Origin of the sequence: uncultured Oscillibacter sp. (assembly GCF_910579365.1) — a bacterium.
In the GTDB taxonomy this organism is placed as follows: Bacteria; Bacillota; Clostridia; order Oscillospirales; family Oscillospiraceae; genus Oscillibacter.
Genome location: NZ_CAJTUX010000005.1, coordinates 25,355 through 48,174 on the forward strand (window position 1 = coordinate 25,355; position 22,820 = coordinate 48,174).

Annotated in this window: 24 protein-coding genes and 1 riboswitch; of the genes, 16 read left to right on the forward strand and 8 right to left on the reverse strand. The window is 61.8% G+C overall.

Going from position 1 to position 22,820, the window contains the following annotated elements; all coding sequences use genetic code 11:
• Window positions 1-14: 14 nt before the first annotated feature.
• Window positions 15-1,118 carry a M20 family metallopeptidase gene (locus QZ329_RS02760; protein WP_295748082.1) on the reverse strand — a complete coding sequence of 368 codons (1,104 nt, stop codon included), beginning with the start codon at window positions 1,116-1,118 and terminating at the stop codon, window positions 15-17.
• 152 nt (window positions 1,119-1,270) lie between these two features.
• Window positions 1,271-1,438: riboswitch (Lysine riboswitch) on the forward strand.
• Between the two features lie 119 nt (window positions 1,439-1,557).
• Between QZ329_RS02760 and dapA the strand changes: the two genes are divergently transcribed.
• The 3 genes from dapA to dapD are packed head-to-tail and all read left to right on the forward strand — an operon-like array spanning window position 1,558 to window position 3,863.
• The gene (dapA, locus tag QZ329_RS02765) at window positions 1,558-2,445 is read left to right on the forward strand and encodes a 4-hydroxy-tetrahydrodipicolinate synthase (protein WP_295748084.1); all 888 of its coding nucleotides are present in this window, start codon (window positions 1,558-1,560) and stop codon (window positions 2,443-2,445) included.
• Window positions 2,442-3,161 carry a 4-hydroxy-tetrahydrodipicolinate reductase gene (gene dapB, locus QZ329_RS02770; protein WP_295748086.1) on the forward strand — a complete coding sequence of 240 codons (720 nt, stop codon included), beginning with the start codon at window positions 2,442-2,444 and terminating at the stop codon, window positions 3,159-3,161. Before dapA ends, dapB begins: the two co-directional genes overlap by 4 nt.
• A 6-nt stretch (window positions 3,162-3,167) precedes the next feature.
• On the forward strand, window positions 3,168-3,863 hold the full coding sequence (gene dapD / locus QZ329_RS02775; protein WP_295748088.1) for a 2,3,4,5-tetrahydropyridine-2,6-dicarboxylate N-acetyltransferase: 696 nt from the start codon (window positions 3,168-3,170) through the stop codon (window positions 3,861-3,863).
• A gap of 253 nt (window positions 3,864-4,116) precedes the next feature.
• Here the strand turns inward: dapD and QZ329_RS02780 are convergent, their stop codons facing one another.
• Together QZ329_RS02780 and QZ329_RS02785 are read right to left on the reverse strand one after the other, a co-directional pair.
• The gene (locus tag QZ329_RS02780) at window positions 4,117-5,376 is read right to left on the reverse strand and encodes a diaminopimelate decarboxylase (RefSeq protein WP_295748090.1); all 1,260 of its coding nucleotides are present in this window, start codon (window positions 5,374-5,376) and stop codon (window positions 4,117-4,119) included.
• Window positions 5,377-5,421: 45 nt separating this feature from the next.
• A complete protein-coding gene (locus QZ329_RS02785; RefSeq protein ID WP_295748092.1) occupies window positions 5,422-5,886 on the reverse strand; it encodes a hypothetical protein in 465 nt (154 codons plus the stop codon).
• A 180-nt stretch (window positions 5,887-6,066) separates the two neighbouring features.
• Here QZ329_RS02785 and yedF point away from each other — a divergent pair, with 180 nt between their 5' ends.
• Genes yedF through QZ329_RS02810 form a run of 5 tightly spaced genes read left to right on the forward strand, consistent with a single transcriptional unit; the run spans window position 6,067 to window position 8,770 of the window.
• Complete coding sequence (gene yedF, locus QZ329_RS02790) at window positions 6,067-6,684, forward strand: sulfurtransferase-like selenium metabolism protein YedF (RefSeq protein WP_295748094.1); 618 nt, start codon at window positions 6,067-6,069, stop codon at window positions 6,682-6,684.
• Entirely contained in the window at window positions 6,681-7,814 is a 1,134-nt protein-coding gene (locus QZ329_RS02795; protein ID WP_295748096.1) for an aminotransferase class V-fold PLP-dependent enzyme, read from the forward strand. The genes yedF and QZ329_RS02795 overlap by 4 nt, the downstream gene beginning before the upstream one ends.
• 2 nt (window positions 7,815-7,816) lie before the next feature.
• On the forward strand, window positions 7,817-8,053 hold the full coding sequence (locus QZ329_RS02800; protein WP_295748097.1) for a DUF3343 domain-containing protein: 237 nt from the start codon (window positions 7,817-7,819) through the stop codon (window positions 8,051-8,053).
• Between the two features lie 13 nt (window positions 8,054-8,066).
• The gene (locus tag QZ329_RS02805) at window positions 8,067-8,240 is read left to right on the forward strand and encodes a DUF6472 family protein (RefSeq protein ID WP_295748098.1); all 174 of its coding nucleotides are present in this window, start codon (window positions 8,067-8,069) and stop codon (window positions 8,238-8,240) included.
• Window positions 8,241-8,251: 11 nt separating this feature from the next.
• The gene (locus QZ329_RS02810) at window positions 8,252-8,770 is read left to right on the forward strand and encodes an NUDIX domain-containing protein (protein WP_295748101.1); all 519 of its coding nucleotides are present in this window, start codon (window positions 8,252-8,254) and stop codon (window positions 8,768-8,770) included.
• Window positions 8,771-8,858: 88 nt separating this feature from the next.
• Here QZ329_RS02810 and QZ329_RS02815 read toward each other — a convergent pair whose 3' ends face one another.
• Together QZ329_RS02815 and QZ329_RS02820 are read right to left on the reverse strand one after the other, a co-directional pair.
• Window positions 8,859-9,248: a metallopeptidase family protein gene (locus QZ329_RS02815; RefSeq protein ID WP_295748102.1), complete on the reverse strand. Its 390-nt coding sequence runs from the start codon at window positions 9,246-9,248 to the stop codon at window positions 8,859-8,861.
• On the reverse strand, window positions 9,239-9,901 hold the full coding sequence (locus QZ329_RS02820; RefSeq protein ID WP_295748104.1) for an HAD family hydrolase: 663 nt from the start codon (window positions 9,899-9,901) through the stop codon (window positions 9,239-9,241). Before QZ329_RS02820 ends, QZ329_RS02815 begins: the two co-directional genes overlap by 10 nt.
• A gap of 276 nt (window positions 9,902-10,177) precedes the next feature.
• Here QZ329_RS02820 and gltX point away from each other — a divergent pair, with 276 nt between their 5' ends.
• Entirely contained in the window at window positions 10,178-11,662 is a 1,485-nt protein-coding gene (gltX, locus tag QZ329_RS02825; protein ID WP_295748106.1) for a glutamate--tRNA ligase, read from the forward strand.
• A gap of 48 nt (window positions 11,663-11,710) precedes the next feature.
• Entirely contained in the window at window positions 11,711-12,718 is a 1,008-nt protein-coding gene (gene asnA, locus QZ329_RS02830) for an aspartate--ammonia ligase (RefSeq protein WP_295748108.1), read from the forward strand.
• Between the two features lie 162 nt (window positions 12,719-12,880).
• On the opposite strand, the gene QZ329_RS02835 is transcribed toward asnA, so the two are convergent.
• Together QZ329_RS02835 and QZ329_RS02840 are read right to left on the reverse strand one after the other, a co-directional pair.
• A complete protein-coding gene (locus QZ329_RS02835) occupies window positions 12,881-13,801 on the reverse strand; it encodes a hypothetical protein (protein ID WP_295748110.1) in 921 nt (306 codons plus the stop codon).
• A complete protein-coding gene (locus tag QZ329_RS02840; protein ID WP_295748111.1) occupies window positions 13,798-14,280 on the reverse strand; it encodes an RNA polymerase sigma factor in 483 nt (160 codons plus the stop codon). Before QZ329_RS02840 ends, QZ329_RS02835 begins: the two co-directional genes overlap by 4 nt.
• Before the next feature lie 352 nt (window positions 14,281-14,632).
• On the opposite strand from QZ329_RS02840, the gene QZ329_RS02845 reads away from it, so the two are divergent.
• The 3 genes from QZ329_RS02845 to QZ329_RS02855 all read left to right on the forward strand — a co-directional run bounded on the left by QZ329_RS02845 (window position 14,633) and on the right by QZ329_RS02855 (window position 19,102).
• Window positions 14,633-16,669, forward strand: a complete 2,037-nt coding sequence (locus tag QZ329_RS02845) for an alpha-amylase family glycosyl hydrolase (RefSeq protein ID WP_295748176.1) — start codon at window positions 14,633-14,635, stop codon at window positions 16,667-16,669.
• Between the two features lie 248 nt (window positions 16,670-16,917).
• Window positions 16,918-17,358 (forward strand): zinc ribbon domain-containing protein, encoded by a 441-nt coding sequence (locus QZ329_RS02850; RefSeq protein ID WP_295748113.1) that lies wholly within the window; start codon window positions 16,918-16,920, stop codon window positions 17,356-17,358.
• Between the two features lie 211 nt (window positions 17,359-17,569).
• The gene (locus QZ329_RS02855) at window positions 17,570-19,102 is read left to right on the forward strand and encodes a Na+/H+ antiporter NhaC family protein (protein WP_365351310.1); all 1,533 of its coding nucleotides are present in this window, start codon (window positions 17,570-17,572) and stop codon (window positions 19,100-19,102) included.
• 95 nt (window positions 19,103-19,197) lie between these two features.
• On the opposite strand, the gene QZ329_RS02860 is transcribed toward QZ329_RS02855, so the two are convergent.
• Window positions 19,198-20,160: a LysR family transcriptional regulator gene (locus QZ329_RS02860; protein WP_295748115.1), complete on the reverse strand. Its 963-nt coding sequence runs from the start codon at window positions 20,158-20,160 to the stop codon at window positions 19,198-19,200.
• A gap of 443 nt (window positions 20,161-20,603) precedes the next feature.
• On the opposite strand from QZ329_RS02860, the gene megL reads away from it, so the two are divergent.
• The 3 genes from megL to QZ329_RS02875 all read left to right on the forward strand — a co-directional run bounded on the left by megL (window position 20,604) and on the right by QZ329_RS02875 (window position 22,807).
• A complete protein-coding gene (gene megL / locus QZ329_RS02865) occupies window positions 20,604-21,797 on the forward strand; it encodes a methionine gamma-lyase (RefSeq protein ID WP_295748118.1) in 1,194 nt (397 codons plus the stop codon).
• A gap of 126 nt (window positions 21,798-21,923) precedes the next feature.
• Window positions 21,924-22,502: a 2-oxoacid:acceptor oxidoreductase family protein gene (locus tag QZ329_RS02870; RefSeq protein ID WP_295748120.1), complete on the forward strand. Its 579-nt coding sequence runs from the start codon at window positions 21,924-21,926 to the stop codon at window positions 22,500-22,502.
• Window positions 22,499-22,807 (forward strand): 4Fe-4S binding protein, encoded by a 309-nt coding sequence (locus tag QZ329_RS02875; RefSeq protein WP_295748121.1) that lies wholly within the window; start codon window positions 22,499-22,501, stop codon window positions 22,805-22,807. Before QZ329_RS02870 ends, QZ329_RS02875 begins: the two co-directional genes overlap by 4 nt.
• Window positions 22,808-22,820 lie beyond the last annotated feature (13 nt).

Here is a 22,820-nt window from a genome sequence, read left to right on the forward strand (position 1 = left end):
TTGTTTCCATCCGCTCACTTCAGCAAAAGCAGCCGCTTTAAGAACTCCACGCCACGAGGCAGCACCCTCTCGTCGTCAAAGCAGAACTCCGGCGCGTGAAGCTCCGGCGTGTCCCCTGTACCCAGGAAGAAGAACACGCCGGGAACCCGCTTCTGGTAAAAGGAGAAATCCTCCGCCGCCAGAACCGGGGCTTCCAGCGTCCGGGGGACGTCCTCCCCCAAATCCGCGCAGAGGGTCTCATAGAGGCCCTCGTGGTTCCACACGGCAGGGTAGCCCTCACTGAGGCGCACGTCCACGCCGCAGCCGGTCTCCGCCTCGATTTCCCGACCCGTCTCCTCCAGTCCCCGGCGGCAGAGGGCCTGCGTCTCATTCCGGTAGGTCCGGAGGCTTCCCTCCAGCCGGGTCTCTCCGCTGACGGCGTTCCGCACCGTACCGGAGGTCATTTTGCCAAAGCGAAGCACCAGCGGCTCCCTCCGGGGCAGGGCCTCCGCCATAGCATAGGCCCTGCGGAGATACTCCGCCCCCGCTGTCAGGGCGTCCCGTCCCTCCGCCGCCCGGCTGAGATGGACGCTTTTGCCGGTTACGGTGACGGTCACCTCGTTGGACCGGGCCATCAGCGGACCCGGCCGGGAGAAAACCTCCCCCGCCGGAAGCTTGGGCCAGAGGTGCAGGCCAAAAATCCGGGCGGCACAGTAGCGCTCCAGCAGCCCGGTTTCACAGAGCCGCCGGGCGCCGCCGGTGGTCTCCTCGGCGGGCTGAAAGAGGAAGAGCACGTTCCGGGGCAGCTCCGAACCATGCCCGGCGGCGTACTCCGCCAGGGCCAGCGCCATGGCCGTATGCCCATCGTGGCCACAGGCGTGCATCACGCCGGGGTGAACGGAGGCATAGGGCAGACCGGCGGCCTCCGTCACCGGCAGGGCGTCCAGGTCCGCCCGGAAGGCCACGGTCTCCTCCCTCCCGGCGTCCAGATACGCGCAGACAGCGGAGGAGATGGGGGAGAACGGCGTCAATCCAAAACGCTCCAGAGCGGAGCGGACATAGGCGCAGGTCTCCGGCAGACGGTCGTCCAACTCCGGAATCCGGTGCAGGGCGCGGCGGTATTCCACAACGGGCAGCATGGGCAGAGCCCTCCTTTGGCGTTTGATGATTTCACAATATAGCACACCTTCCCCCCGCGCGGCAAGAGGCCGCAGAGATTTCGGCGGTTTTGACAAAAGCTTTTTTGAAAATCCCTCTTGCAACTGCGTTGGGAAGATGATATGATAACAAAAAATGAGATAGAGGCGCGGAGACGAAGAGGTCGCGGGAGCCGGCAGGCCAGGAACGCGACGGAGGCAGCTCCGCCGAATCTTCCGCCCAGGCATGGGCGGGGGATGGGTCCGGAGGGAATACTTCCGGGACTGTCCGCGGCTTCGGCTGCGGGGGCGCTATCCGCTTACAGAGATGTCACGCCGCCTGCGGCGTGCAGCTTGTCGGTAGGAGCGCGCCTCTACCGGCTTTTTTTATACAAAAGCAGGGCCCCGACCCACGATCTTACAAAACTTGGAGGGCATTCAAATGAAATTCAACAATCCCACCGGCTCCATTGTCGCCATGATCACTCCCTTCCACGAGGACGGCAGCGTCAACTTCGACGTACTCACCCATCTGCTGGAACGGCAGATCGCCGCCGGAACCGACGCCATCCTCACCCTGGGCACCACCGGCGAATATCCCACCATGAGCCACGAGGAGGACGCCTCCGTCGTCGCCCACACCATCAAGGTGGTGAACGGCCGCGTGCCCGTCATCGTGGGCAGTGGCTCCAACTGTACCGCCACCCAGGTGGAAAAGAGCATCGAGTACCAGAACATGGGGGCCGACGCCCTGCTGCTGATCGCCCCCTACTACAACAAGGCCAATCCCGAGGGCATGTACCGCCACTTCGCCGAGACGGCGGACCGGGTAAACATCCCCTGCCTCCTCTACAATGTCCCGGGCCGCACCGGCTGCTCCATCCCCGTCTCCGTGGTGGAGAAGCTGAGCCGGCACCCCAATATCTGCGGCATCAAAGAAGCCAGCGGCGACATGAGTTACGCCATGAAGATCGCCCATTGCGTGGGCCCGGACTTCGCCCTCTACTCCGGAAACGATGACATCACCCTTCCCCTGATGAGCATCGGCGGCAGCGGCGTCATTTCCGTCTTCGCCAACGTCTGTCCGGATGTCTGCCGCCAGATCGTGGCGGACTACGCCGGCGGCCATCAGGACAGGGCGCTGGAGACTCATCTGAAGTACCTGGAGCTGATGAACGATCTTTTCATTGAGGTAAATCCCATCCCCGTCAAGTCCGCCATGAACATGATGGGCCTGAACGTAGGTCCCATGCGCCTGCCCCTGTGCGAAATGAGCGAAGCGCATCAGGCCGTTCTCCGAGCCGCGCTGAAGGAGGCGGGACTGCTGTGAGGTATCTGCTGATTGGCCGGGGAAAAATGGGCCGCCTCCTTCAGGAGACCGCCCAGGCCGCCGGAGACGAGATCGAAGCCGCCTTCGGCCGGGACGACCTGGAGCAGCTGGGAAAGCTGGGCCGGGTGGCGGACGTGGTGATCGACTTCTCCCGGCCGGAGACGCTGCCGGAAATCGCCTCCTATGTCCGCCGCACCGGCACCCCCCTTCTCTCCGGCACCACCGGCTTCACCCCCGACCAGCTCCGGCAGCTGGAGAGCCTGGGCTCCTCCGCCCCAGTGCTGTGGGCGGCCAACTTCTCCCTGGGCATGGCGGTGCTGTACCGGGCCCTGCGGGAGGTCTCCGGCGTGCTGAAGCCGGACTTCGACGTGGAGCTGACCGAAACGCACCACAACCAGAAGGAGGACGCCCCCAGCGGTTCCGCCAAGCTGCTGCTGGAGGCCGTCGATCCCCGGCATGAGGCGCGCCTGGTCTATGGCCGGGAGGGCAGCACGGGAAAACGGCGGAAGAATGAAATCGGCGTCCACGCCCTTCGGGGCGGCACCGTGGCGGGCACCCATACCGTCCACTTCTTCGGCCCCGACGAGGAGCTGGAGTTCACCCACCGGGCCGCCAGCCGGCAGATTTTTGTCAACGGCGCGCTGCACATGGCCCGCCTGCTGCCGGGGAAGCCCAACGGAGTTTACGACCTGCAAAAAATCTTATTTGGAGAGTGACGGCCCATGAACGCACAGGAGATCATCGACTATATCGCAAACTCAGAGAAGAAGACCCCGGTAAAGCTCTATGTCAACACCACCGGCCCCGTGGACTTCGGCTCCGCCAAAGTCTTCGGCGGCGGAAACAGCTTCACCGTCTTCGGCGACTGGGCTCAGCTGGCCCCCATTCTGGAGGCCAACCGGGACAGCATCCGCGATTATGTGGTGGAGAACGACCGCCGGAACTCCGGCGTACCCCTGCTGGACCTGAAAGGCGTCACGGCCCGGATTGAGCCCGGCGCCATCATTCGGGAGAAGGTGGAAATCGGCGAGGGGGCCGTTATCATGATGGGGGCCGTTATCAACATCGGCGCCGTGGTGGGCCCGGGTACCATGATTGACATGGGGGCCGTGCTGGGCGGCCGGGCCACCGTGGGCAGCCGCTGTCACATCGGCGCGGGAGCCGTGCTGGCCGGCGTGGTGGAGCCCGCCTCGGCCACCCCTGTCATCGTGGAGGACGGGGTGCTGGTGGGCGCCAACGCCGTGGTTATTGAGGGCGTTCATATCGGCAAAAACGCCGTGGTGGCCGCCGGGGCTGTGGTCATTGAGGATGTGCCGGAGAACGCCGTGGTGGCGGGAAGCCCCGCCCGGATCATCAAGATGAAGGACGAAAAGACCGAGGGGAAAACCGCCCTGGTGGACGCCCTGCGGAAGCTGTGACGCCTCTTTGAAAACCGGAGGGAGCCCTTCCCCGGGTTCTCTCCGTGCCTAGAGCCGTCATACCCAACGGCTGCGCCGAGCCGCGCCGCAGGCGCAGTCTCTCCGCAGCGCTCTGCCCTTCCGTCCATCGTCTCTGTGTTTTATAAATCGAAGACCGCCTGGGAGCAGCCATCCCAGGCGGTCTTTTCTGCGCCTCCGCTCCGGACCGGACGAAGGTTTTTATTGGCTTCCCCTTTTTTCCCGGAAAAGCCAATCACCAAATCAACGTTGCAAAATAGTCCTCCAGCGTCTCCGCCCGGCGGATCAGCTCCACGCTGCCGTCCTCCCGGAGAAGCAGCTCCGCCGAGCGGAGCTTGCCGTTGTAATTGTAGCCCATGGAGAACCCATGCGCCCCGGTGTCGTGGATGACCAGCAGGTCCCCCATGTCCACCTTGGGCAGCATCCGGTCCACGGCGAATTTGTCGTTGTTCTCGCAGAGGCTTCCCGCCACATCGTACTTGTGGTCGCAGGGGGCGTCCTCCTTGCCCATTACGGTGATGTGGTGATACGCACCGTACATGGCGGGACGCATCAGGTTGCACGCGCAGGCATCCACGCCGATATACTCCTTATAAATATGCTTTTCGTGGATAGCCCGGGTGACCAAATGTCCGTAAGGGGCCAGCATATAGCGCCCCAGCTCCGTGTAGAGCGCCACACCGCCCATTCCAGCCGGCGCCAGAATCTCCGCAAAGGCTTTCCGCACGCCCTCGCCGATGGCGGCGATGTCGTTCTCCGTCTCCTCCGGACGGTAGGGCACACCCACGCCGCCGGAGAGATTGATGAATGTAACCGGACAGCCGGTTTCCTCCTGAAGCTCCGCCGCCAGCCGGAAGAGAATGCGGGCCAGGGCGGGATAATACTCGTTGGACAGCGTGTTGGAGGCCAGGAAGGCGTGAAGGCCAAACTCCTTGACCCCCAGGTCCTTCAGCCGCCGGAAGGCCTCCGCCAGCTGGGGGCGGGTCATGCCGTACTTGGCGTCGCCGGGGGTGTCCATCACCTGAACGCCGTCCCGGCTCTCCCCCAGGGTGAAGACGCCGCCGGGGTTATAGCGGCAGCAGACCTTCTCCGGAACCGTTCCCTGGGCCTTTACCAAGGTGTCGATCAGGGTGAGGTCATCCAGATTGACGATGCCCCCCAGACGGCAGGCAGCCTGGAACTCCTCCTCCGTAGTGTTGTTGGAGGAGAACATGATCCCCTCCTCCCCGGTAATTCCGCAGCGCTCCGCCAGAGCCAGCTCCGCCAGAGAGGAGCAGTCGCAGCCGCAGCCCTCCTCGTGGAGGAGCTTCAGGATGGCAGGGGTGGGGGTGGCCTTGACGGCAAAATACTCCCGGAAGCCGGGATTCCAGGCAAACGCGGCCTTCAGCCGCCGCGCGTTCTCCCGGATGCCCCGCTCGTCGTAAATATGGAAAGGCGTGGGATACCGGGCGGCAATGCTCTCCAGCCGGTCTTTGGTGACAAAAGGTGTTTTCATAAAACGGCCTCAACTCTTTCGTATAATGGGGCGGGGCGTTCCCGCTCAAAGCGCCTGCCGGGTGCAGCTCAGACCGCTCAGGCGGGCGATGATCTTTTCCCGGTATTCCTCGTGGTGGGGCATACCTCCCCCCAGTCCGCCCCGCTTCGGCAGCAGGAGCTTGAGAAACGCGCCGTTTTTCAGGGTGATGGAACAGCTGACGGCGCCCAGCATGGCTTTTTTGATCTCGCAGTCCTGAATCTCCGACAGGGGAAAACAGGTTCCCAGATCCTCGGCCACGGTCTTCCGCAGGTCCGGAATGTGATAAAATTGGTTCAAATACTTCCGCTCCTCACATTCGGCAACCAGGAAATACTGAGAGGTAACGCCAATATACACATCAAATTTGGACGTCTTTTTCTGGTTAATCTGAAGCGTTACGCCGTGAATTCCCGCGGAAATCGTCTCCCCCTCCGGGGTGCAGCCCTCCAGAACTTGCAGCATGTTGCCCTCGTCAAAAATACCGGCCATCGTCTCCGTCTCCTCGCTTACTTCGGATAAACAGTTTTTATTCTATCACAGATACAGCCTTGATTCAAGGCTTTTCTCTCGATATCCTTTTCAAAAAATAGCCCTTGTATTCCGCTGTCTCCGGCGGTACAATGGTGGAGAAACAATCCGCTTTTCGGAGCGGAAAACGGAGGTTTGACTATGGGAAAGATCGTTGTAAACGCCGTGGGCGAGCAGTGCCCCATCCCGGTGGTAAAGGCCACCCGCGCCCTGCGGGAAATGACCGGACCGGGAACCTTGGAAGTCCATGTGGACAATGAGATCGCCGTCCAGAATCTGACCCGGATGGCCGCCGGACACAAGCTGGCCGCCCGTTCCGAAAAACGGAGCGGCCAGGAGTTTGTGGTCACTATGGAGGTGACGAATCCCGTCGGGGAGGCCCCTATGGAAGAGCCGCCGCTCTCCTGCGCCCCGGACGTCAGGGGAAATCTGGTGGTGGCGGTGGACAGCGCCGTCATGGGCCGGGGCAGCGAGGAGCTGGGCGGCGTGCTGATGAAGGGCTTTCTCTTCGCCGTGAGTCAGCTGCCGGAGCTGCCGAAAACCATGCTCTTTTACAACGGCGGGGCCCGCCTCACCTGCAAGGACTCCGCCTCCCTGGAAGACCTGAAAAACCTGGAGGCCCAGGGGGTGGAAATTCTAACCTGCGGCACCTGCCTGAACCACTATGGACTGACGGAGGAACTGGCCGTGGGCGGCGTGACGAACATGTACTCCATCGTGGAGAAGCTGGCGGGAGCGGGCAAGGTGGTCAAGCCGTGATCTATCTGGACAACGCCGCCACCACCCGGACCAAGCCTCCCGCCGTGGCCGCCGCCGTGCTGGAGGCCCTCTCCTCATATGGCAACTGCGGCCGGGGCGGGCACGAGGACGCCCTGTCGGCGGCCCGGACCATCTACGAGACCCGGGAGAAAATCGCCGCCCTGCTGGGCTGTCCCAGGGCGGACCATGTGTGCTTCACCCAGAACTCCACCCAGGCCCTGAACATTGCCATCTCCGGCCTGCTGGGCCCCGGGGACCACATTCTCTCCACGGATTTGGAGCACAATTCTGTCCTGCGGCCCCTGTACCGCCTCCGGGACCAGGGGGCGGCAGTGGATTTCGTTCCCGCGCCGGGGGGACGGCTGGATTATGACGGCTTTGCCCGTCTTCTGCGGCCGGAGACAAAGGCTGTGGTCTGCACCCACGCCTCCAACCTGACGGGGGACGTGGTGGATATTGACTGGGTCGGCCGCTTCGCCCGGGAGCATGGCCTGCTCTTCATCCTGGACGCCTCCCAAACGGCAGGGGTCCTTCCCATTGACATGACCGCTCAGTGCATGGACGTGGTGTGCTTCACCGGACACAAGAGCCTCATGGGCCCCCAGGGCACCGGAGGACTGTGCCTCCGGGGGGGACTGGAGGTCCGCCCCTTTGCGGTGGGCGGCACCGGGGTGCAGAGCTACTCCGAGTCCCAGCCCCTGGACTACCCCACCCGCCTGGAGGCCGGCACCCTCAACGGCCACGGCCTCGCGGGCCTCAGCGCCGCCCTGGACTTCCTGAACGAAACCGGCCCGGACACCATCCACGCCCGCGAGGACGCCCTGGCCCGCCGGTTTTACGAGGCGGTCAAGGACCTGACAACGGTCTACGGCGACTTTTCCGCCCCCCTCCGGGCTCCTATCGTGACGCTGAACATCGCCGGCTGTGACTCCGCCGAGGTCTCTGACGAGCTGGCGGAGCGCTTTGAAATCGCCACCCGCCCCGGCGCTCACTGCGCCCCCCGGCTCCACCACGCTCTGGGGACAGAGGACCAGGGGGCCGTCCGGTTCTCCTGGTCGTACTTCAACACGGAGGCGGAAACCGACGCGGCGGCGGAGGCGGTCCGCGTTCTGGCCCGGGAGGCCCGGTAGAGATGCGGGAACGGTCGGAAAAATGCGTGGTGACCTTCCTCACCACCGCCGGGGCCATGGCCATGGAGGCCGCCTGCCAGACGTCCGGTCTGCCGGGACGGCTGATCCCCGTGCCCCGGAGCGTCACCGCCGGCTGCGGGCTGTGCTGGGCCGCGCCGCCGGAGGCCCGGGAGGACCTGGAGGAGCTGGTGATGAAAAAACACTTGGATGTGGACGGAATTTATGCTATTATCCTCTGAGAGGTGATGCTGTTTGTCCAACATCTGCGAGGACTGCGTCTGCTATGACTACGACGGGGAACTGGAGGCCTTCATCTGCACCATGGACCTGGACGAGGACGAGATGGAGCGCTTTTTGAAGGGGACCAATACCGCCTGTCCCTTCTACCGCCCCGGAGGCGACTACAAAACCGCCGCGAAACAGTGAGGGAGGACCTTATGGAACTGGTAGACCTATACGACGAAAACCGCCTCCCCCTGGGGAAAACCGGGGAGCGAAGCGCCGGGCGGGCCCCCGGCGAGTACCGGACGGTGGTCCATGTCTGCGTTTTTGACCGCCGGGGACGGCTGCTGATTCAACAGCGGACCCCGGAAAAATTCATCTGGCCGAACCTCTGGGACCTGTCCGTAGGCGGCGGCGTGGACGCGGGAGAGACCAGCCGCCAGGGAGCGGAGCGGGAGTTTCGGGAGGAGCTGGGCTGGCCCCTGGACCTCGGCGGTCTCCGCCCCTCGGTGACGGTGAACTTTGACGGCGGCTTCGACGACTTCTTCCTCGTTCAAATGGACCTGGCCCTGGAGGACCTGACCCTGCAAAAGGAGGAAGTCCGGGCCGTCCGCTGGGCCGCTCTGGACGAAATCCTGGACATGCTGGCGGAGGGGACCTTCATCCCCTACCCGGAGAGTTTTCTGCGCTTCCTGTTCGACATGCGGGACCAGTTCGGCTTTCCCACAAAATAGCGGCAAAAAACCGGAAGGACCATCCTTCCGGTTTTTCTCAATTTTAAAAAATTCTGATTCCAAGCCACCGGCGCTCTGGTCTTTTCATCTACTCGCCGTCCAGTCCGTACTCCGCCCGCCAGGCGGCCAGCTCCGCCTCGTCCTTGTCGTCCAGGGCGTGGAGACCGCTGCGGCTTTCCATATGGTGGGTCAGCTCATGGGAGAGGGTCTGGCGAAGCTCCGTCCGCCAATCCTCCTCCGTCCAGTCCTCCCGCTCCGCCAGGGCGGCGAAGGAGCCGTAATAGAGGTTGATATACCGGCCCAGCAGGTCCTCGCGGTACTCCCCCAGGACGTACATCTCCCCCGCCGGGAATTCCGGGTCCGGCACGGCGTCCTCCAGCAGGTTCACGCCGCCGTTGAGCCCGTCGAACAGGGCCTCCGGGAAGGGCTCCGCCAGTTCGTCCAGCAGCTCCCCCGCCTGATCAAAGCTCAGGCGCATGGGCCCTCCAGAATGACGCTCTCCAGCTCCTCCATGGTATCCGCCAGCCGGTCCGCCCCGGCCTCCTCCAGGGAAGAACGGGGCCGGAAGCCCCAGGTGACGCCGCAGGCCTTCAATCCCGCGTTGTGGCCTGTCTGGATGTCCACGCTGCTGTCCCCCACGAAGAGGGTGCTTTCCGGCTTGGCGTCCAGCTCCTTCATGATGCTGTGAATTCCCGCCGGGTCGGGCTTTACGGGCACGCCGTCCACCTTTCCCCGGACCAGCCGGAAAAAGCCCGGCAGATAATGCTCCACGATCTCCCGGCTGAAGCTGTCGGCCTTGTTGGAGTACACCGCCATCTGCACCCCGGCGGCCTTCAGACGCTCCAGCAGCTCCGGAATGCCGGGATACGGGGCGGTGGCGTCCATGTTGTGCTCACCGTAGTACTCGCTGAACTGGGAGAGGGTGTTCATCAAAATCAGAGGGCTTCGGCAGCCCTCGGGAGAGAACTTGGAAACCAGATTGGGAATGCCGTGGCCCACCATGGCCTTGAACCGCTCCACCGAGTGCTCCGGCCAGCCGTTGCGGCGGCAGACCCAGTTCCCGGCGGCGGCCAGGTCCTCGATGGTGTCCAGCAGGGTTCCGTCCAGGTCAAAAATCACGGTATGATACATATGACACCTCATAATCAGTTATCGGAATGGTGAAGGAAACTTGGAATATCCGCCGGTTCCTCAGCTATAGATATTCTAACAAGCCCCCTCCCCCTTTGCAAGTGACGAAGGGACTGAAAGCCGGGGGCGGCGGCGGCGGCTTTTTTAGCGTATCTGGCAAAAAGGAGCGGGAAAGGGAACCTCCGACCCTTGACTTTTCCCTCCAAAGCGTGGATAATGGCAATGTCTTACACCAAACCCGCCGGGACCCATCCGGCTTGACTCGGAGGTTTTTCTATGGCTCCTGACAGCCGCTTTTTCCAGGACATGGAGGACCGCATCCCCAAGGGGACGGTCCGCACCCGCTTCGCCCCCTCCCCCACGGGCTACATGCACGTGGGCAATCTCCGCACCGCCCTGTACACCTGGCTCATCGCCCGGCACCACCACGGCACCTTCATCCTCCGCATCGAGGATACGGACCAGGGCCGTCTGGTGGAGGGCGCCACGGACGTCATCTACCGCACCATGGCCGAGTGCGGCCTGACCCACGACGAGGGCCCCGACGTGGGCGGTCCCACGGGACCCTACATCCAGTCGGAGCGCCGGGACCTGTACGGCAAATATGCCAAGCTCCTGGTGGAGAAGGGCGCGGCCTACTACTGCTTCTGCGAGAAGACCGAGTCCGAGGAGGACAGCGGCGGCTTCGACCGGGCCGCCGACCCCTGCCGTGACCTCTCCCAGGAGGAAATCGACGCCAATCTGATGGCGGGAATGCCCTACGTCATCCGCCAGCGCATCCCGCAGGAGGGGACCACCACCTTCCACGACGTCTCCTTTGGGGACATCACCGTGGAAAACAAGACCCTGGACGATCAGGTCCTTTTGAAGCGGGACGGCCTGCCCACCTATAACTTCGCCAACGTGGTGGACGACCATCTCATGGGCATTACCCACGTGGTCCGGGGCAGCGAATACCTCTCCTCCGCCCCGAAGTACAATCTGCTGTATGAGGCCTTCGGCTGGGACATTCCCACCTACGTACACTGCTCCCCCGTCATGCGGGACCAGCACAACAAGATGAGCAAACGCCATGGGGACCCCTCCTACGAGGACCTGATCCAGCAGGGCTATCTGACCTCCGCCGTGCTGAACTACGTGGCGCTGCTGGGCTGGGCCCCCAAGGGCGAGCGGAGCGAGCAGGAGGTCTTTTCCCTGAAGGAGCTGGTGGACGCCTTCGACATCGCCGGCATCTCCAAGTCTCCCGCCATCTTCGACATGGAGAAGCTGACCCATTTCAACGCCCTGTACCTCCGCGCCATGACGCCGGAGGACTTCGCCAAAACCGCGGAGCCCTATATCCGGCAGACCGTGAAAAACCCCTCCGTCGACGCGGCGGCGGTGGCCGCCCTTCTCCAGGCCCGGTGCGAAAAGCTGACGGACATTCCGGAGAAGGTGGACTTCTTCGACGCTCTGCCGGACTATGACGCCGCCCTCTTCACCAACAAGAAGTCCAAGACCGACGGCGAGGTTTCCAAGCGCATGCTGGAGGCCGCCGTCCCCGTCCTGGAGGCCCTGCCGGACTGGACCCAGGACGCCGTTCACGACTGCCTCATCGCCCTGGCGGAGCAGCTTGGCGTCAAGAACGCCACGCTGATGTGGCCCGTCCGCATCGCCGCGGCGGGCAAGCAGGTGACCCCCGGCGGCGCGGTGGAAATCTGTCACATCCTGGGCAGGGAGGAAACCCTCCGCCGCCTGCGCCTGGGCCTTGCGAAGCTGTAATCTCCGCCCCCATATTTTTCAAATTAAATAAAGGACTGGTTTTATCTCATGAGCAAACTCACCATCCCCGCCGGCTACAAAATGCCTCTGAGCAACAACGAACTCCAGCGAGCCATTGAACTTATTCACGAGGATTTTCAGCGCAGCCTCACCCTTCGTTTGAACCTCCACCGGGTCTCCGCCCCCCTGTTTGTGGACGGCCGCACCGGCCTGAACGACGACCTCAACGGCGTGGAGCGCCCCGTCGCCTTCGAAATCCCTGACGTGGGCACCGAGGGGCAGGTGGTTCACTCCCTGGCCAAGTGGAAGCGCTTGGCCCTGAAGCGCTACGAGTTCCCCGAGGGCTGCGGCCTCTACACCGATATGAACGCCATCCGCCGGGATGAGGTTGTGGACAATCTCCACTCCATCTATGTAGACCAGTGGGACTGGGAGAAACACATCGGCCAAAAAGACCGAACCCTCCAGTACCTGAAGGACACCGTGCTGAACATCGTAAGCGCCCTGTGCGACACCGCCTCCGTCCTGCGGAACCACTTCCCTGTCCTCACCTTCCGGCCGGAGCGGGACGTGTGCTTTCTCACCACCCAGGAGCTGGAGGACCGCTATCCGAACCTGAACCCGGCGGAACGGGAGACGGAAATCTGCCGGGAGCACCAGACGGTATTCCTGATGCAGATCGGCAAAACCCTGAAATCCGGAACCCGCCACGACGGCCGGGCCCCGGACTATGACGACTGGGAGCTCAATGGGGACATCCTCATGTGGAACCCGGTGCTGGAGCGCTCCTTCGAGGTTTCCTCCATGGGCATCCGGGTGGACGCGGAGGCTCTGGACCGCCAGCTCACCGCCGCCGGATGCGACGAACGGCGGAAGCTGCCCTTCCATCAAATGCTGCTCAACGGCGAACTGCCACAGTCCATCGGCGGCGGCATCGGACAGTCCCGGGTGTGCATGCTGCTGCTGGGGGCCTGCCACATCGGCGAGGTCCAGGCCAGCCTCTGGGACAAGGAGACCCTCGAGGACTGCGAGAAGGCGGGCATTACCTTGCTGTAACGCACTTTTCTTGAAAGAAAAGTACGCAAAAGAACTTCGGCGCGCTCTGGCGGTCCGGGGGTATCCGGGCTGGAGCGGCGGCAGCGCCGTCTCGGCTTGAAGATGGAGAAGGACCGGCGGGGATGTTTCCTCGCCGGTCCTTCCGCTCTTTTTCAGGGGTGCTCACTCGACCGCGAGAGCGGGCGCGTCCTCCTTGGGCCGGATGATCACCGTTTCGTTCCCGTCCGCATCTACGCTTCTCTCCGTCTCGAACTCCTCCGTTTCTGCCGCCGTCCGTTCATTGCTCCAGCCGTTCAAGCCGGTGGATTCCACGAAGGCGTCCGCCGCCGCCGGGTCTGCCTTGGCGGGGTCCAGAGGCAGGGTGAAGAGGGCATGGACGCCGGTGAAGTCCTCACAGAAGGCGATGGTCCCGTCCTCCGCCATGGTGAACGTGTTATTGTCCGGGACGAAGCCCTCGTAGAAGGCCATGTAAACCGTGCGGTCCGCGAACATCTCAATGCTGGCGGTATCCAACAGAAAATAATATACGTTGTCCTTGGCGAAGCCCTGGGCAAAGGCATCCAGGGTCCAGTTGTTCACCGCCCGAGGGGAGTAGCCCTCCACCAGAGGGGTCATCGTGAAGCTGCTGAAATCGAAATCCCAGTTTTCCAAAAGGGCGCCGTCCAGCCGCCGGAGAGCCAGGACGGAATACGTGTGGTCTTGTTCCAGGTCCTGATTCAAAACGTCCAGGTTCCTCCCGGAGACCAGACCCAGCAGGGTGATGGAGTAGCCCCCGTTCTCCACGGTTTCGTTGAGCAAAAGCGCGTCCTTGCCGCTGAACGCCTCCGCCAGCAGGGGCTGGTCGTACTCCTCCGCCACCTGGGCGGGGGTCAGCCAGGCGAAGGCGGCGGAGACGGACACCACCAGTAAGGCGATGCAGGCCGCAATGAGTACAGCCATTTTTTTTGTCTTGTTGAACGTCATGTCGGTACACTCCTTTTCCAATTCTCGGGCACGTTTTTGCAGCAGGTCCGCCGTCCGCTCCTGAAAATCCGCGGAAAAGGAGAGTTCGTCGAAGGCTTTGCGATAGTCTTCCCGGTTCATACTGCGTCCTCCCTCAGCATCTGCCGCAGCCGCTCCCGGCCGCGGGCCAGGCGGGTGCCCACCGTGGCGGCGGGCAGGCCCAGCAGTTTGGCAATTTCTCGGATGGAATATCCCTCGTAGTAATGGAGGTGAATCACGGCCCCGTATTTTTCCGGCAGGGTCCGGACGGCGGAGCGGAGCTCTTCACCGGCGCTCTCCGGGGCTGCAGGTTCCGTAACATCCTCCAGAGGGATGTTTCGCTGTTCCGCTTTTCGGCGGATGTCGCTTGCGCGCTGAAGGGTGGTTCGGATCAGCCAGGCCTTCTCGTGCTCCCCGTCCCGAAAGGCGGGCCGGGCAGTAAGCAGGCGCAAAAACGCCTCCTGCACGGCGTCCTCCGCGTCGGCGGCGGAGCTCAGGCGGGTACAGGCCAGCCGCAGCAGCATGGGACTGTACTCCGCCACAATCCGGCATATGGTTTCATCGGTACCAAATGGAACCACGGTCCTCAACTCCCTTCACTACCAACACGTCCGGAAGCCGGGAAATTTTTCACTCCCCCCGAAAAATTTCATCCGGCGTCCTGGGGAAACCTTCCGCGTCTTCTCCCCTTACAATTTGCAGTTCTGCCGCAAAGCGCCCTTCCGGCAAAGACTTTGTAATTTTTGACAAAAACCGAAAAAACCTATGACAAATCTGTGGGTGTGTTGTATAATGGACTTGTATTCTACAGTCGCCAAACCGGCGAGGAAGGAGTTCCCGGTGGAAAGACAAGACAAAACTGCGGTCCGCGAGACTATTTTGGAGGCGGACGCCCCCGCAGTGGCGCTGCCCCGCACCATCCATCTGGTCCCCATGGACCGCCTGAACGGCTTCGACGTGCGTCCGGGCTTTTACGAGATCAACGGCGCCACCGCCATTCCCGGCGGCGTCAATTTCACGGTTCACTCCCACGGAGCCACGTCCATTGAGCTTCTGCTCTTCCGGCGGGAGGAGACGGAGCCCTACGCCATTCTCCCCTTCCCGGAGCGCTACCGCATCGGCAACGTATACTCCATGATTGTGTTCAAGCTGAACATTGAGGAATTCGAGTATGCCTATCGGGTGGACGGGCCCAGGAACGTGGAAAAGGGCCTGATCTTCGACAAGACGAAATACCTGCTGGACCCCTATGCCCGGGCGGTTACGGGACAGAGCCAGTGGGGCGTGAAGTCCTCCATGGATCAGCACTACAAGGCCCGGGTCGTGAAGGACGATTTTGATTGGGGCAATCTCACCCGGCCCCTGATTCCCATGGAGGATCTGGTGATCTACGAGCTCCATGTCCGGGGCTTCACCATTCACGAGTCTTCCGCCGTGGCCGCCCCCGGCACTTTCGAGGGTCTGCGGGAAAAGATTCCCTACTTAAAGGAGCTGGGCGTCAACGCCATTGAGCTTATGCCCATCTTCGAGTTTGACGAGATGCAGGACGCCCGGCAGGTGGACGGGGTACAGCTTTACAACTACTGGGGCTACAACACCGTCAGCTTCTTCGCCCCCAACACCAGCTACGCCTCCGGTACCGAGTACAACCGGGAAGGCAACGAGCTCAAGCGGCTGATCCAGGCCTGCAACGAAAACGGCATCGAGGTCTATCTGGACGTGGTCTTCAACCACACGGCGGAGGGCAACGAGGACGGTCCCTTCTTCTCCTTCAAGGGCTTTGACAACAACATTTACTATCTCCTCACCCCCAACGGGCAGTACTATAATTTCAGCGGCTGCGGCAACACCCTGAACTGCAACCACCCCATCGTCCATCAGATGATCATCGACTGCCTGCGCTATTGGGTCACCACCTATCACATCAGCGGCTTCCGCTTCGACCTGGCCTCCATCCTGGGCCGGAACGAGGACGGCAGTCCCATGCACAAGCCCCCCCTGCTCCAGGCCATGGCCTTCGACCCCATCCTGGGAGACGTGAAGCTCATCGCCGAGGCCTGGGACGCCGGAGGCCTCTACCAGGTGGGAAGCTTCCCCGCATGGAACCGCTGGGCGGAGTGGAACGGCCGCTATCGGGACGATATGCGCCGCTATTTGAAAGGCGACGCGGCCTGCGCCCAGGCCGCCGCTCTGCGGATGGTGGGTTCCCGGGACATCTACCAGTCCGGGGACCGGAAAAACGCCTCGGTAAACTTCATCACCTGCCACGACGGATTTACCCTCTGGGACCTCTTCAGCTACAACGTCAAGCACAACGAGAAAAACGGCTGGGGCGGCACCGATGGCGCCAACGACAACAACAGCTGGAACTGCGGCATCGAGGGCGAAACCGACCTTCCGGAGATCAACACCCTCCGCCGGCGAATGGTCCGCAACGCCTTCGCCCTTCTGATGTGCAGCCGGGGCATTCCCATGTTCCTGGCGGGAGACGAGTTCTGCAACACCCAGTTCGGCAACAACAACGCCTACTGTCAGGACAATCTCACCAGCTGGCTGGATTGGCGGCTGCTGGAAAAAAACCGGGACATGTTCCGCTTCTTCCAGTTCATGATTGCCCTGCGCAAACGCTTCCGCATCCTGCGGGCCAACCTCTCCGACGGATACTACGGCTTTCCCGACGTCAGTTTCCACGGCGTCACCCCCTGGCACAGCCAGTTCCAGGACCATGAGCGCTACGTGGGTGTCCTCTTCGCCGGACAGGCCCCGGGGGAAGCGCCCCAGATCGTCTACACCGCCTCCAACGCCTATTGGAAACCCCTGGAGGCAGAGCTTCCGGACCTGCCGCCCAACATGTGCTGGGAGCAGCTGGCGGACACCTGGGAGGCGGAGCAGAAATCCCTGGATATCCCCGACGGCCGCTTCTCCATCGGTCCCCGGAGCGTGAAGGTCTTCGCCGCCCGGCCTCGGTAAGAGCGCCATGTCTGTGCCGGAACTCCTGCTGCCCGCCGCGTTTCTCCTGGAAACGACCAGATCCTCCAGACTTGGCGAGAGGGAGGCCCGGCGGAATTCCCAGCCATCCTCCTCCCGAAGTCCGGGGCTGCCGGCGGGCGGATAGGCCTCTTTCTGCGGTTCCATAATCTTCCGGCAGAGGCAACCGGCGGTTGCTTGACGGTTCGTCTCCCGGCGTGGTAAACTAACGGCACAAAGGAGGCGGACCCATGAACTTCAAAGACAACTTCACGGCCCTGCGGAAACAGGCGGGCCTTTCCCAAAACGACATCGCGGAGAAGCTCTTCGTCACCCGCCAGGCGGTTTCCCGCTGGGAGCAGGGGGAAACCGTGCCGGAGATCGGGACCTTACAGGCCATTTCCAAGCTCTTCGGCGTAACCATCAACAGCCTTCTGGGCTACCCGACGGACCTGCAGTGCCAGAGCTGCGGCATGCCCATCGTCTCCGGGGATATGGCCCGGGAGAAGGATGGAACGCTCAACCAGCACTACTGCAAATGGTGCCGGGACAACGGGGAGTTCCTCTCCGACTGCACCATGGAGGAAATGATCGAGTGGTGCCTGCCCTACATGCCCTTCGGCACTCCAGAGGGCAACCGGGAATTTTTGGGAAGGCTCCTGCCCACCCTGGACCGCTGGAAAAGAAAATAACAGGCGCCATAACCGGCGGAGCACCTTTGCAGGGCGCTCCGCCGCGCCTTGTTAAGGAGGTCTTCTTCAACCGCCCTCAGCGGGCGCATTTCTTGTCAGTTCATAAATTTACTGGCTCGAAATCTGGAAGAAAAAGGTTTAATATAAGGAAAAACGTTGACAGATTCCGGAAAATAGCTATTACCAATTTTTGCCCAGGCATGCTATAATTTTGTACAAGAGAGAGGGGGGCTCTCAGCGGAAAATTATGCAAACTATGCAATCAGCGGAAAGCAGGCGTATCTTCAAAGCGGCAAAGAAAAGGAGAAATGAAATGGAACACAACCTAAACAAAAAGAGCAGCGCTCTGGCACTGATCCCCTTTCTGATTTTCGTCGTGATCTACCTGGGCGCCGGCCTGATTCTCCAGGCCCAGGGCGTCGAGATGGCGTTCTACCAGTTCCCTTCCGTCACCGCCATGTTCATTGCCCTGCTGGTGGCTTTCGCCATTACCAAAGGCACTCTTGACGAGCGCTTCGCCATCTTCGCCCGGGGCGCGGCCAACATTGACGTGCTGACCATGCTGATGATTTACCTGCTGGCGGGCGCTTTCTCCAGCGTAGCCACTTCCATGGGCGGGCGGGACGCCACCGTCAACTTGGGCCTCTCCCTGGTCCCCGTCCAGTTCCTGGCTGCCGGCGTGTTCATCATCTCCGCCTTCATGGGCACCGCCACCGGCACCTCCATGGGCACCATCGGCGCCATCGTTCCCATCGCCGTGGGCGTGGCGGACAAGGGCGGGCTGTCCATCCCCCTGCTGGTGGGCGCCTGCGTGGGCGGCGCCATGTTCGGCGACAACCTGTCCATGATCTCTGACACCACCATCGCCGCCACCCGTTCCCAGGGCTGCGAGATGCGGGACAAGTTCCGGGTGAATTTCTTCATCGCCCTGCCCGCCGCTCTCATTACCCTGGTGGTCCTGCTGATTGTGGGCCGTCCCGAGGTCATTGCCCCTATGGATGACCTGAGCTACAGCATCATCAAGGTCGTGCCCTATCTGCTGGTTCTGATCTTGGCCCTCATCGGCATGAACGTGTTCCTGGTCCTGACCATCGGCATTTTTGTCGCCGGTATCGTGGGCATTGCCACCGGCTCCCTGGATTTGTTCGGCTTCGCCCAGGCCATCTGGAACGGCTTTACCGGCATGAACGAGGTATTCTTCCTGACCCTGTTCTGCGGCGGCATGGGAGAAATGGTCACCCACAACGGCGGTATCAACTGGCTCATCAACAGCCTCCGGGGCATGATGAAGGGCAACAAGTCCGCCCAGGTGGGCATTGCCGCCCTGGTCTCTCTGGCCGACTGTGCAACTGCCAACAATACCGTGGCCATCGTCCTCAGCGGAAACATGGCCAAGGAAATCAGCCACGAGTATAAGGTGGACCCCCGGCGGACCGCCTCTTTACTGGACGTGTTCTCCTGCGTCTTCCAAGGCATCATCCCCTACGGCGCACAGCTGCTGTCCGCCGCTGCGTTGACCACTGCCTGCGGCATCGCCATCAATCCCACGGATATCGTTCTCAACCTGTGGTACTGCTGGATACTGGCCATCGTGGGCATTGCCTCCATCTTCCTTCCCTTCGCCGACGGCATTTGCAAGGAGGACCCCTGGAACTGGGAGTATGACACCGCCGAGTCCGGCGTGGCCGCCAAGAAGGCCCTGCTGGCGGCGGAGAAGGCCATTGAAAAAGAGCACACCACCTGACAAAGCCCAAAAGCGCGCCGGTACTCCGGCGCGCTTTTTTCCAGAGACGTCCCCCCGGAACCGGCAAAGCGTCCCCGGCAGGGCGGAAACGGCGCTCAGCGGTCCCAGCGGCTGAGCTGCCGGGCCTCGCTCGTAAACTGGATGGACTCCAGAATATGCACCTTCAGCAGCTCCAAAAACCGCTCCGCCTGGGCGGAGAGCTTGCCGCCCTTCAGGGCAATCCAGCCGATGCGGATGCCGCTCTTCTCCGCCAGGGGCAGGGTAATGATCTTCCGGTAGCCGCTGCTCTTTGTAATCAGTCCGCTGCCGGTAGTAAATCCATCCGTATAGGACAGGACCCGCAGCATGGTGCTGCGGCTGTTCACCCGAATCTGCCGGGCGGGTTTTTTCAAGGACAGCATCCGGTACTCCTCGGAGAAGTCCACCGCCACGCCCTGCTCCCGCTCAAAGGACACATAGGGATAGCCCGCCAGGTCTGTCTCCGTCACCGCTTCCTGCTCCGCCAGGGGGTGGCCCCGGCGGACGTAAACGCAGGGGTCCACCACCGCAATCTCATGGAACACCAGCGCCCGGGAATCCAGAAAGCGGAAAATCATCTTTTCCGTCAGCTCCGTCAGGCAGATGACGCCGATGTCCGCCCGGTGGTCATACACGTCGTCGATGACCGCGTCCATGTCCACCTCCCGGACAGAGAACTGATAGCGGTTCACCTTGGGGGACTGGAGAAGCTCGATAAACGCGTCCTCCGTGAAGGGATAGCGCTGGGAGGAGATGGAGAGATGCGTGGCCGGGGCGGCGTTCCGCGCCTCGCCGTAGCGGGTTTCAATCCACTGCTTCTGCTCCAGCAGGGATACGGCGTAGCCCAGGAACTCCCGTCCGTCCGGCGTGAACTCCACTCCCCGGTTGCTGCGGACAAAAAACTGAATGCCCAGCTCTTCCTCCAACTCCCGTATGGCAGTGGATATGCCGGACTGAGAAAGGAACAGCTTGCCTGCCGCTTTGTTGATGGAACCGCACTTGGAAATCTCCACCACATAGGTCAGCTGCTGAAAGGTCATAACGCCTCCATGCTCTTCCCCGCTCCCGCGGGAACGGGGACGGCCGCTTCTGTCTCCGGCGCGCGGCACGCCGTGTTTTCCCGAAATCCAGAGTTTCTCCACTGTGAGCCCTTACCTGCATTATAAAGCGGCTCTGCGGAATTGTCAAATTGTTATCACTTAAAACGCTAACAAATTCTCAAAAACTGATACTAACACCCCCGTGGGAAAAATGGTATGATTCTTAGTAGAATTAGTAGAAGTTGAAAAAAACCGAGGTTTCGCTCTTCGGTTTATGGTCAACTTTACCGAAATCCCGCTGTATAACCGTCTCTCCACACAATCTCACAGGTCCGCCTGTCTCTGCCCGGAAAAAGCTCTTTATAGCAGAAAAACCGAATTCCAACTTTTCCCGGTCAAAATCAGCATTAGGCGGCGCAAAAAAGAAAGGAAGGTAAACAACTATGAACTGCAAAAACAAGGGCTTTGCCACCCGCCAGATTCACACCGGCAAGGTCGGGAACGCCGCCGGTTCCCTCTGCGCCCCGATTTACCAGACTTCCACTTTCGAGTTTGAGTCTGTGGAGCAGGGCGGCGCCCGCTTTGCCGGGAAGGAAGAGGGCTATATCTACAGCCGCCTGGGCAACCCCACCACCGCTCTGGTGGAGGCCAAGATGGCAGACCTGGAAGGCGGCGAGGACGCCCTGGCCGCCGCCTCCGGCATGGGCGCCATTGCCACCGCGCTGTGGAGCTCCGTGTCCGCCGGCGACGAAATCGTAGCGGACGAAACCCTGTACGGCTGCACCTACTCCCTGTTGGAGCACGGCATGGCCCAGTTCGGCGTCAAGGTCACCCTCACCGATCTCAGCGATATGGAGAATCTGAAAAAAGCCCTGACCGAGAAGACCAAAGTGGTCTATTTCGAGACGCCCTGCAATCCCACCCTGAAGATTCTGGACATCGCCCTGATCGCCAAAACCGCTCATGACTTCAACTCCGATATCCGGGTGATTGTGGACAACACCTTCTGCACCCCCTATCTCCAGCGTCCTCTGGAGCACGGCGCCAACACCGTCGTTCACAGCGCCACCAAGTACTTAAACGGCCATGGCGACGTGATCGCCGGCGTCATCGTCGGCGACAAGGAGTTTGTGACCAAGTGCCGCATGTTTGGTCTGAAGGACCTGACCGGCGCGGTGCTGAGTCCTTTTGATGCGTTCCTGATGGCCCGTGGCTTGAAGACCCTGGACATCCGCATGGAGCGCCACTGCGCCAACGCCAAAAAGGTGGCCGAGTTCTTTGAGTCGCATCCCGCCGTTTCCAAGGTCTACTATCCGGGCCTGGAGCATTTTGAGGGCTACGAGACCGCCAAGAAGCAGATGCGGCTGCCCGGCGGCATGATCTCCCTGGAGCTGAAAGCCGACAAGGCCGCCACCGCCGCCGCTTTGAACAAGTTGGAGCTGTGCACCGTGGCCGTCTCCCTGGGCGACGCCGAAACTCTGGTGGAGCACCCCGCCACCATGACGCACTCCACCTACTCCGCCGAGGAACTGAAAGCCGCCGGTATCTCGGAGGGGCTGGTCCGCGTCAGCGTGGGTCTGGAGGACCCGGAGGACATTATCGCCGATTTCAAAGCCGTTCTGGACCCCTTGGCGTAATTTTCTTATCGTTCAGCGGCGGGCAGATCTTTACTGCCCGCCGCGTTTCTGGTACAATCAATCCGGAAAGGCGGCGGCAGTCCGGCCCCGTCTTCGACGCAGTGAAATGAAAGGAGAACGCAGTACATGAAAGACATCGTAGAAATCCGCTGGCACGGCCGGGGAGGCCAGGGCGCGAAGACCGCGTCTTTGCTGCTGGCGGACGCCGCCTTCAATACAGGCAAGTATGTCCAGGGCTTCCCGGAGTACGGCCCGGAGCGCATGGGCGCGCCCATCACCGCGTACAACCGCATCAGCTCGGAACGCTCCACCGTCCACTCCAACATCTATGAGCCCGACTACGTCGTGGTCGTTGACGAGACCCTCATCTCCGCCGTGGACGTGACGGCGGGTCTCAAGAAAGAGGGCGCCATTGTCATCAATTCCGGCAAGAAGCCCGAGGAGCTCCGCCCCCTGCTCAAGGGCTATGAGGGCCGGGTGTGCACCATCGACGCCGGCAAGATCAGCGAAGAAGAGCTGGGCAAGAATTTCCCCAACACCCCCATGCTGGCCGCCATTGTGAAGGTCAGCAGCGTGGTGGACGCAGAGGAGTTCGTCAAGGACATGGAGGCGTCCTTTAAGCACAAGTTTGCCTCCAAGCCCCAGGTCATCGAGGGCAACATGCGGGCCCTGAAACGCTCTATGGAGGAGGTACAGGAAGGATGAGCCATTTAGCGAAGGATATGACCCCTCAAGTCACCTGGAAGGACATCACTCCCGGCGGCGCCATCTTCGAGGGCGGCACGTCTGAGGTTGTCGAAACCGGCGACTGGCGGACCATGAAGCCGATGCTGGACATGGACAAGTGCAGGCAGTGCCTGCTGTGCGCTCCCGTGTGCCCGGATATGTCCATCCCGGTTAACAGCGAAGGCAAGCGGGAGGACTTCAACTACTTCTTCTGCAAGGGCTGCGGCATCTGCGCCAATGTCTGCCCCTTCGGGGCCATCACTATGGTCAAGGACGAGAAGTAAGGAGGGGTAACGA

Excerpts from the sequence above, each read along its gene's own strand:
- gltX (WP_295748106.1), top strand. The coding sequence starts at position 10,178 with ATGGCTCCTGACAGCCGCTTTTTCCAGGACATGGAGGACCGCATCCCC.
- QZ329_RS02800 (WP_295748097.1), top strand. The coding sequence starts at position 7,817 with ATGCGGGAACGGTCGGAAAAATGCGTGGTGACCTTCCTCACCACCGCC.
- asnA (WP_295748108.1), top strand. The coding sequence starts at position 11,711 with ATGAGCAAACTCACCATCCCCGCCGGCTACAAAATGCCTCTGAGCAAC.
- QZ329_RS02860 (WP_295748115.1), bottom strand. The coding sequence starts at position 20,160 with ATGACCTTTCAGCAGCTGACCTATGTGGTGGAGATTTCCAAGTGCGGT.
- QZ329_RS02810 (WP_295748101.1), top strand. The coding sequence starts at position 8,252 with ATGGAACTGGTAGACCTATACGACGAAAACCGCCTCCCCCTGGGGAAA.
- QZ329_RS02820 (WP_295748104.1), bottom strand. The coding sequence starts at position 9,901 with ATGTATCATACCGTGATTTTTGACCTGGACGGAACCCTGCTGGACACC.
- megL (WP_295748118.1), top strand. The coding sequence starts at position 20,604 with ATGAACTGCAAAAACAAGGGCTTTGCCACCCGCCAGATTCACACCGGC.
- QZ329_RS02875 (WP_295748121.1), top strand. The coding sequence starts at position 22,499 with ATGAGCCATTTAGCGAAGGATATGACCCCTCAAGTCACCTGGAAGGAC.
- QZ329_RS02870 (WP_295748120.1), top strand. The coding sequence starts at position 21,924 with ATGAAAGACATCGTAGAAATCCGCTGGCACGGCCGGGGAGGCCAGGGC.
- QZ329_RS02780 (WP_295748090.1), bottom strand. The coding sequence starts at position 5,376 with ATGAAAACACCTTTTGTCACCAAAGACCGGCTGGAGAGCATTGCCGCC.
- QZ329_RS02850 (WP_295748113.1), top strand. The coding sequence starts at position 16,918 with ATGAACTTCAAAGACAACTTCACGGCCCTGCGGAAACAGGCGGGCCTT.
- dapD (WP_295748088.1), top strand. The coding sequence starts at position 3,168 with ATGAACGCACAGGAGATCATCGACTATATCGCAAACTCAGAGAAGAAG.
- QZ329_RS02815 (WP_295748102.1), bottom strand. The coding sequence starts at position 9,248 with ATGCGCCTGAGCTTTGATCAGGCGGGGGAGCTGCTGGACGAACTGGCG.
- QZ329_RS02760 (WP_295748082.1), bottom strand. The coding sequence starts at position 1,118 with ATGCTGCCCGTTGTGGAATACCGCCGCGCCCTGCACCGGATTCCGGAG.
- QZ329_RS02845 (WP_295748176.1), top strand. The coding sequence starts at position 14,633 with ATGGACCGCCTGAACGGCTTCGACGTGCGTCCGGGCTTTTACGAGATC.
- QZ329_RS02835 (WP_295748110.1), bottom strand. The coding sequence starts at position 13,801 with ATGAACCGGGAAGACTATCGCAAAGCCTTCGACGAACTCTCCTTTTCC.
- yedF (WP_295748094.1), top strand. The coding sequence starts at position 6,067 with ATGGGAAAGATCGTTGTAAACGCCGTGGGCGAGCAGTGCCCCATCCCG.
- dapA (WP_295748084.1), top strand. The coding sequence starts at position 1,558 with ATGAAATTCAACAATCCCACCGGCTCCATTGTCGCCATGATCACTCCC.
- QZ329_RS02785 (WP_295748092.1), bottom strand. The coding sequence starts at position 5,886 with ATGGCCGGTATTTTTGACGAGGGCAACATGCTGCAAGTTCTGGAGGGC.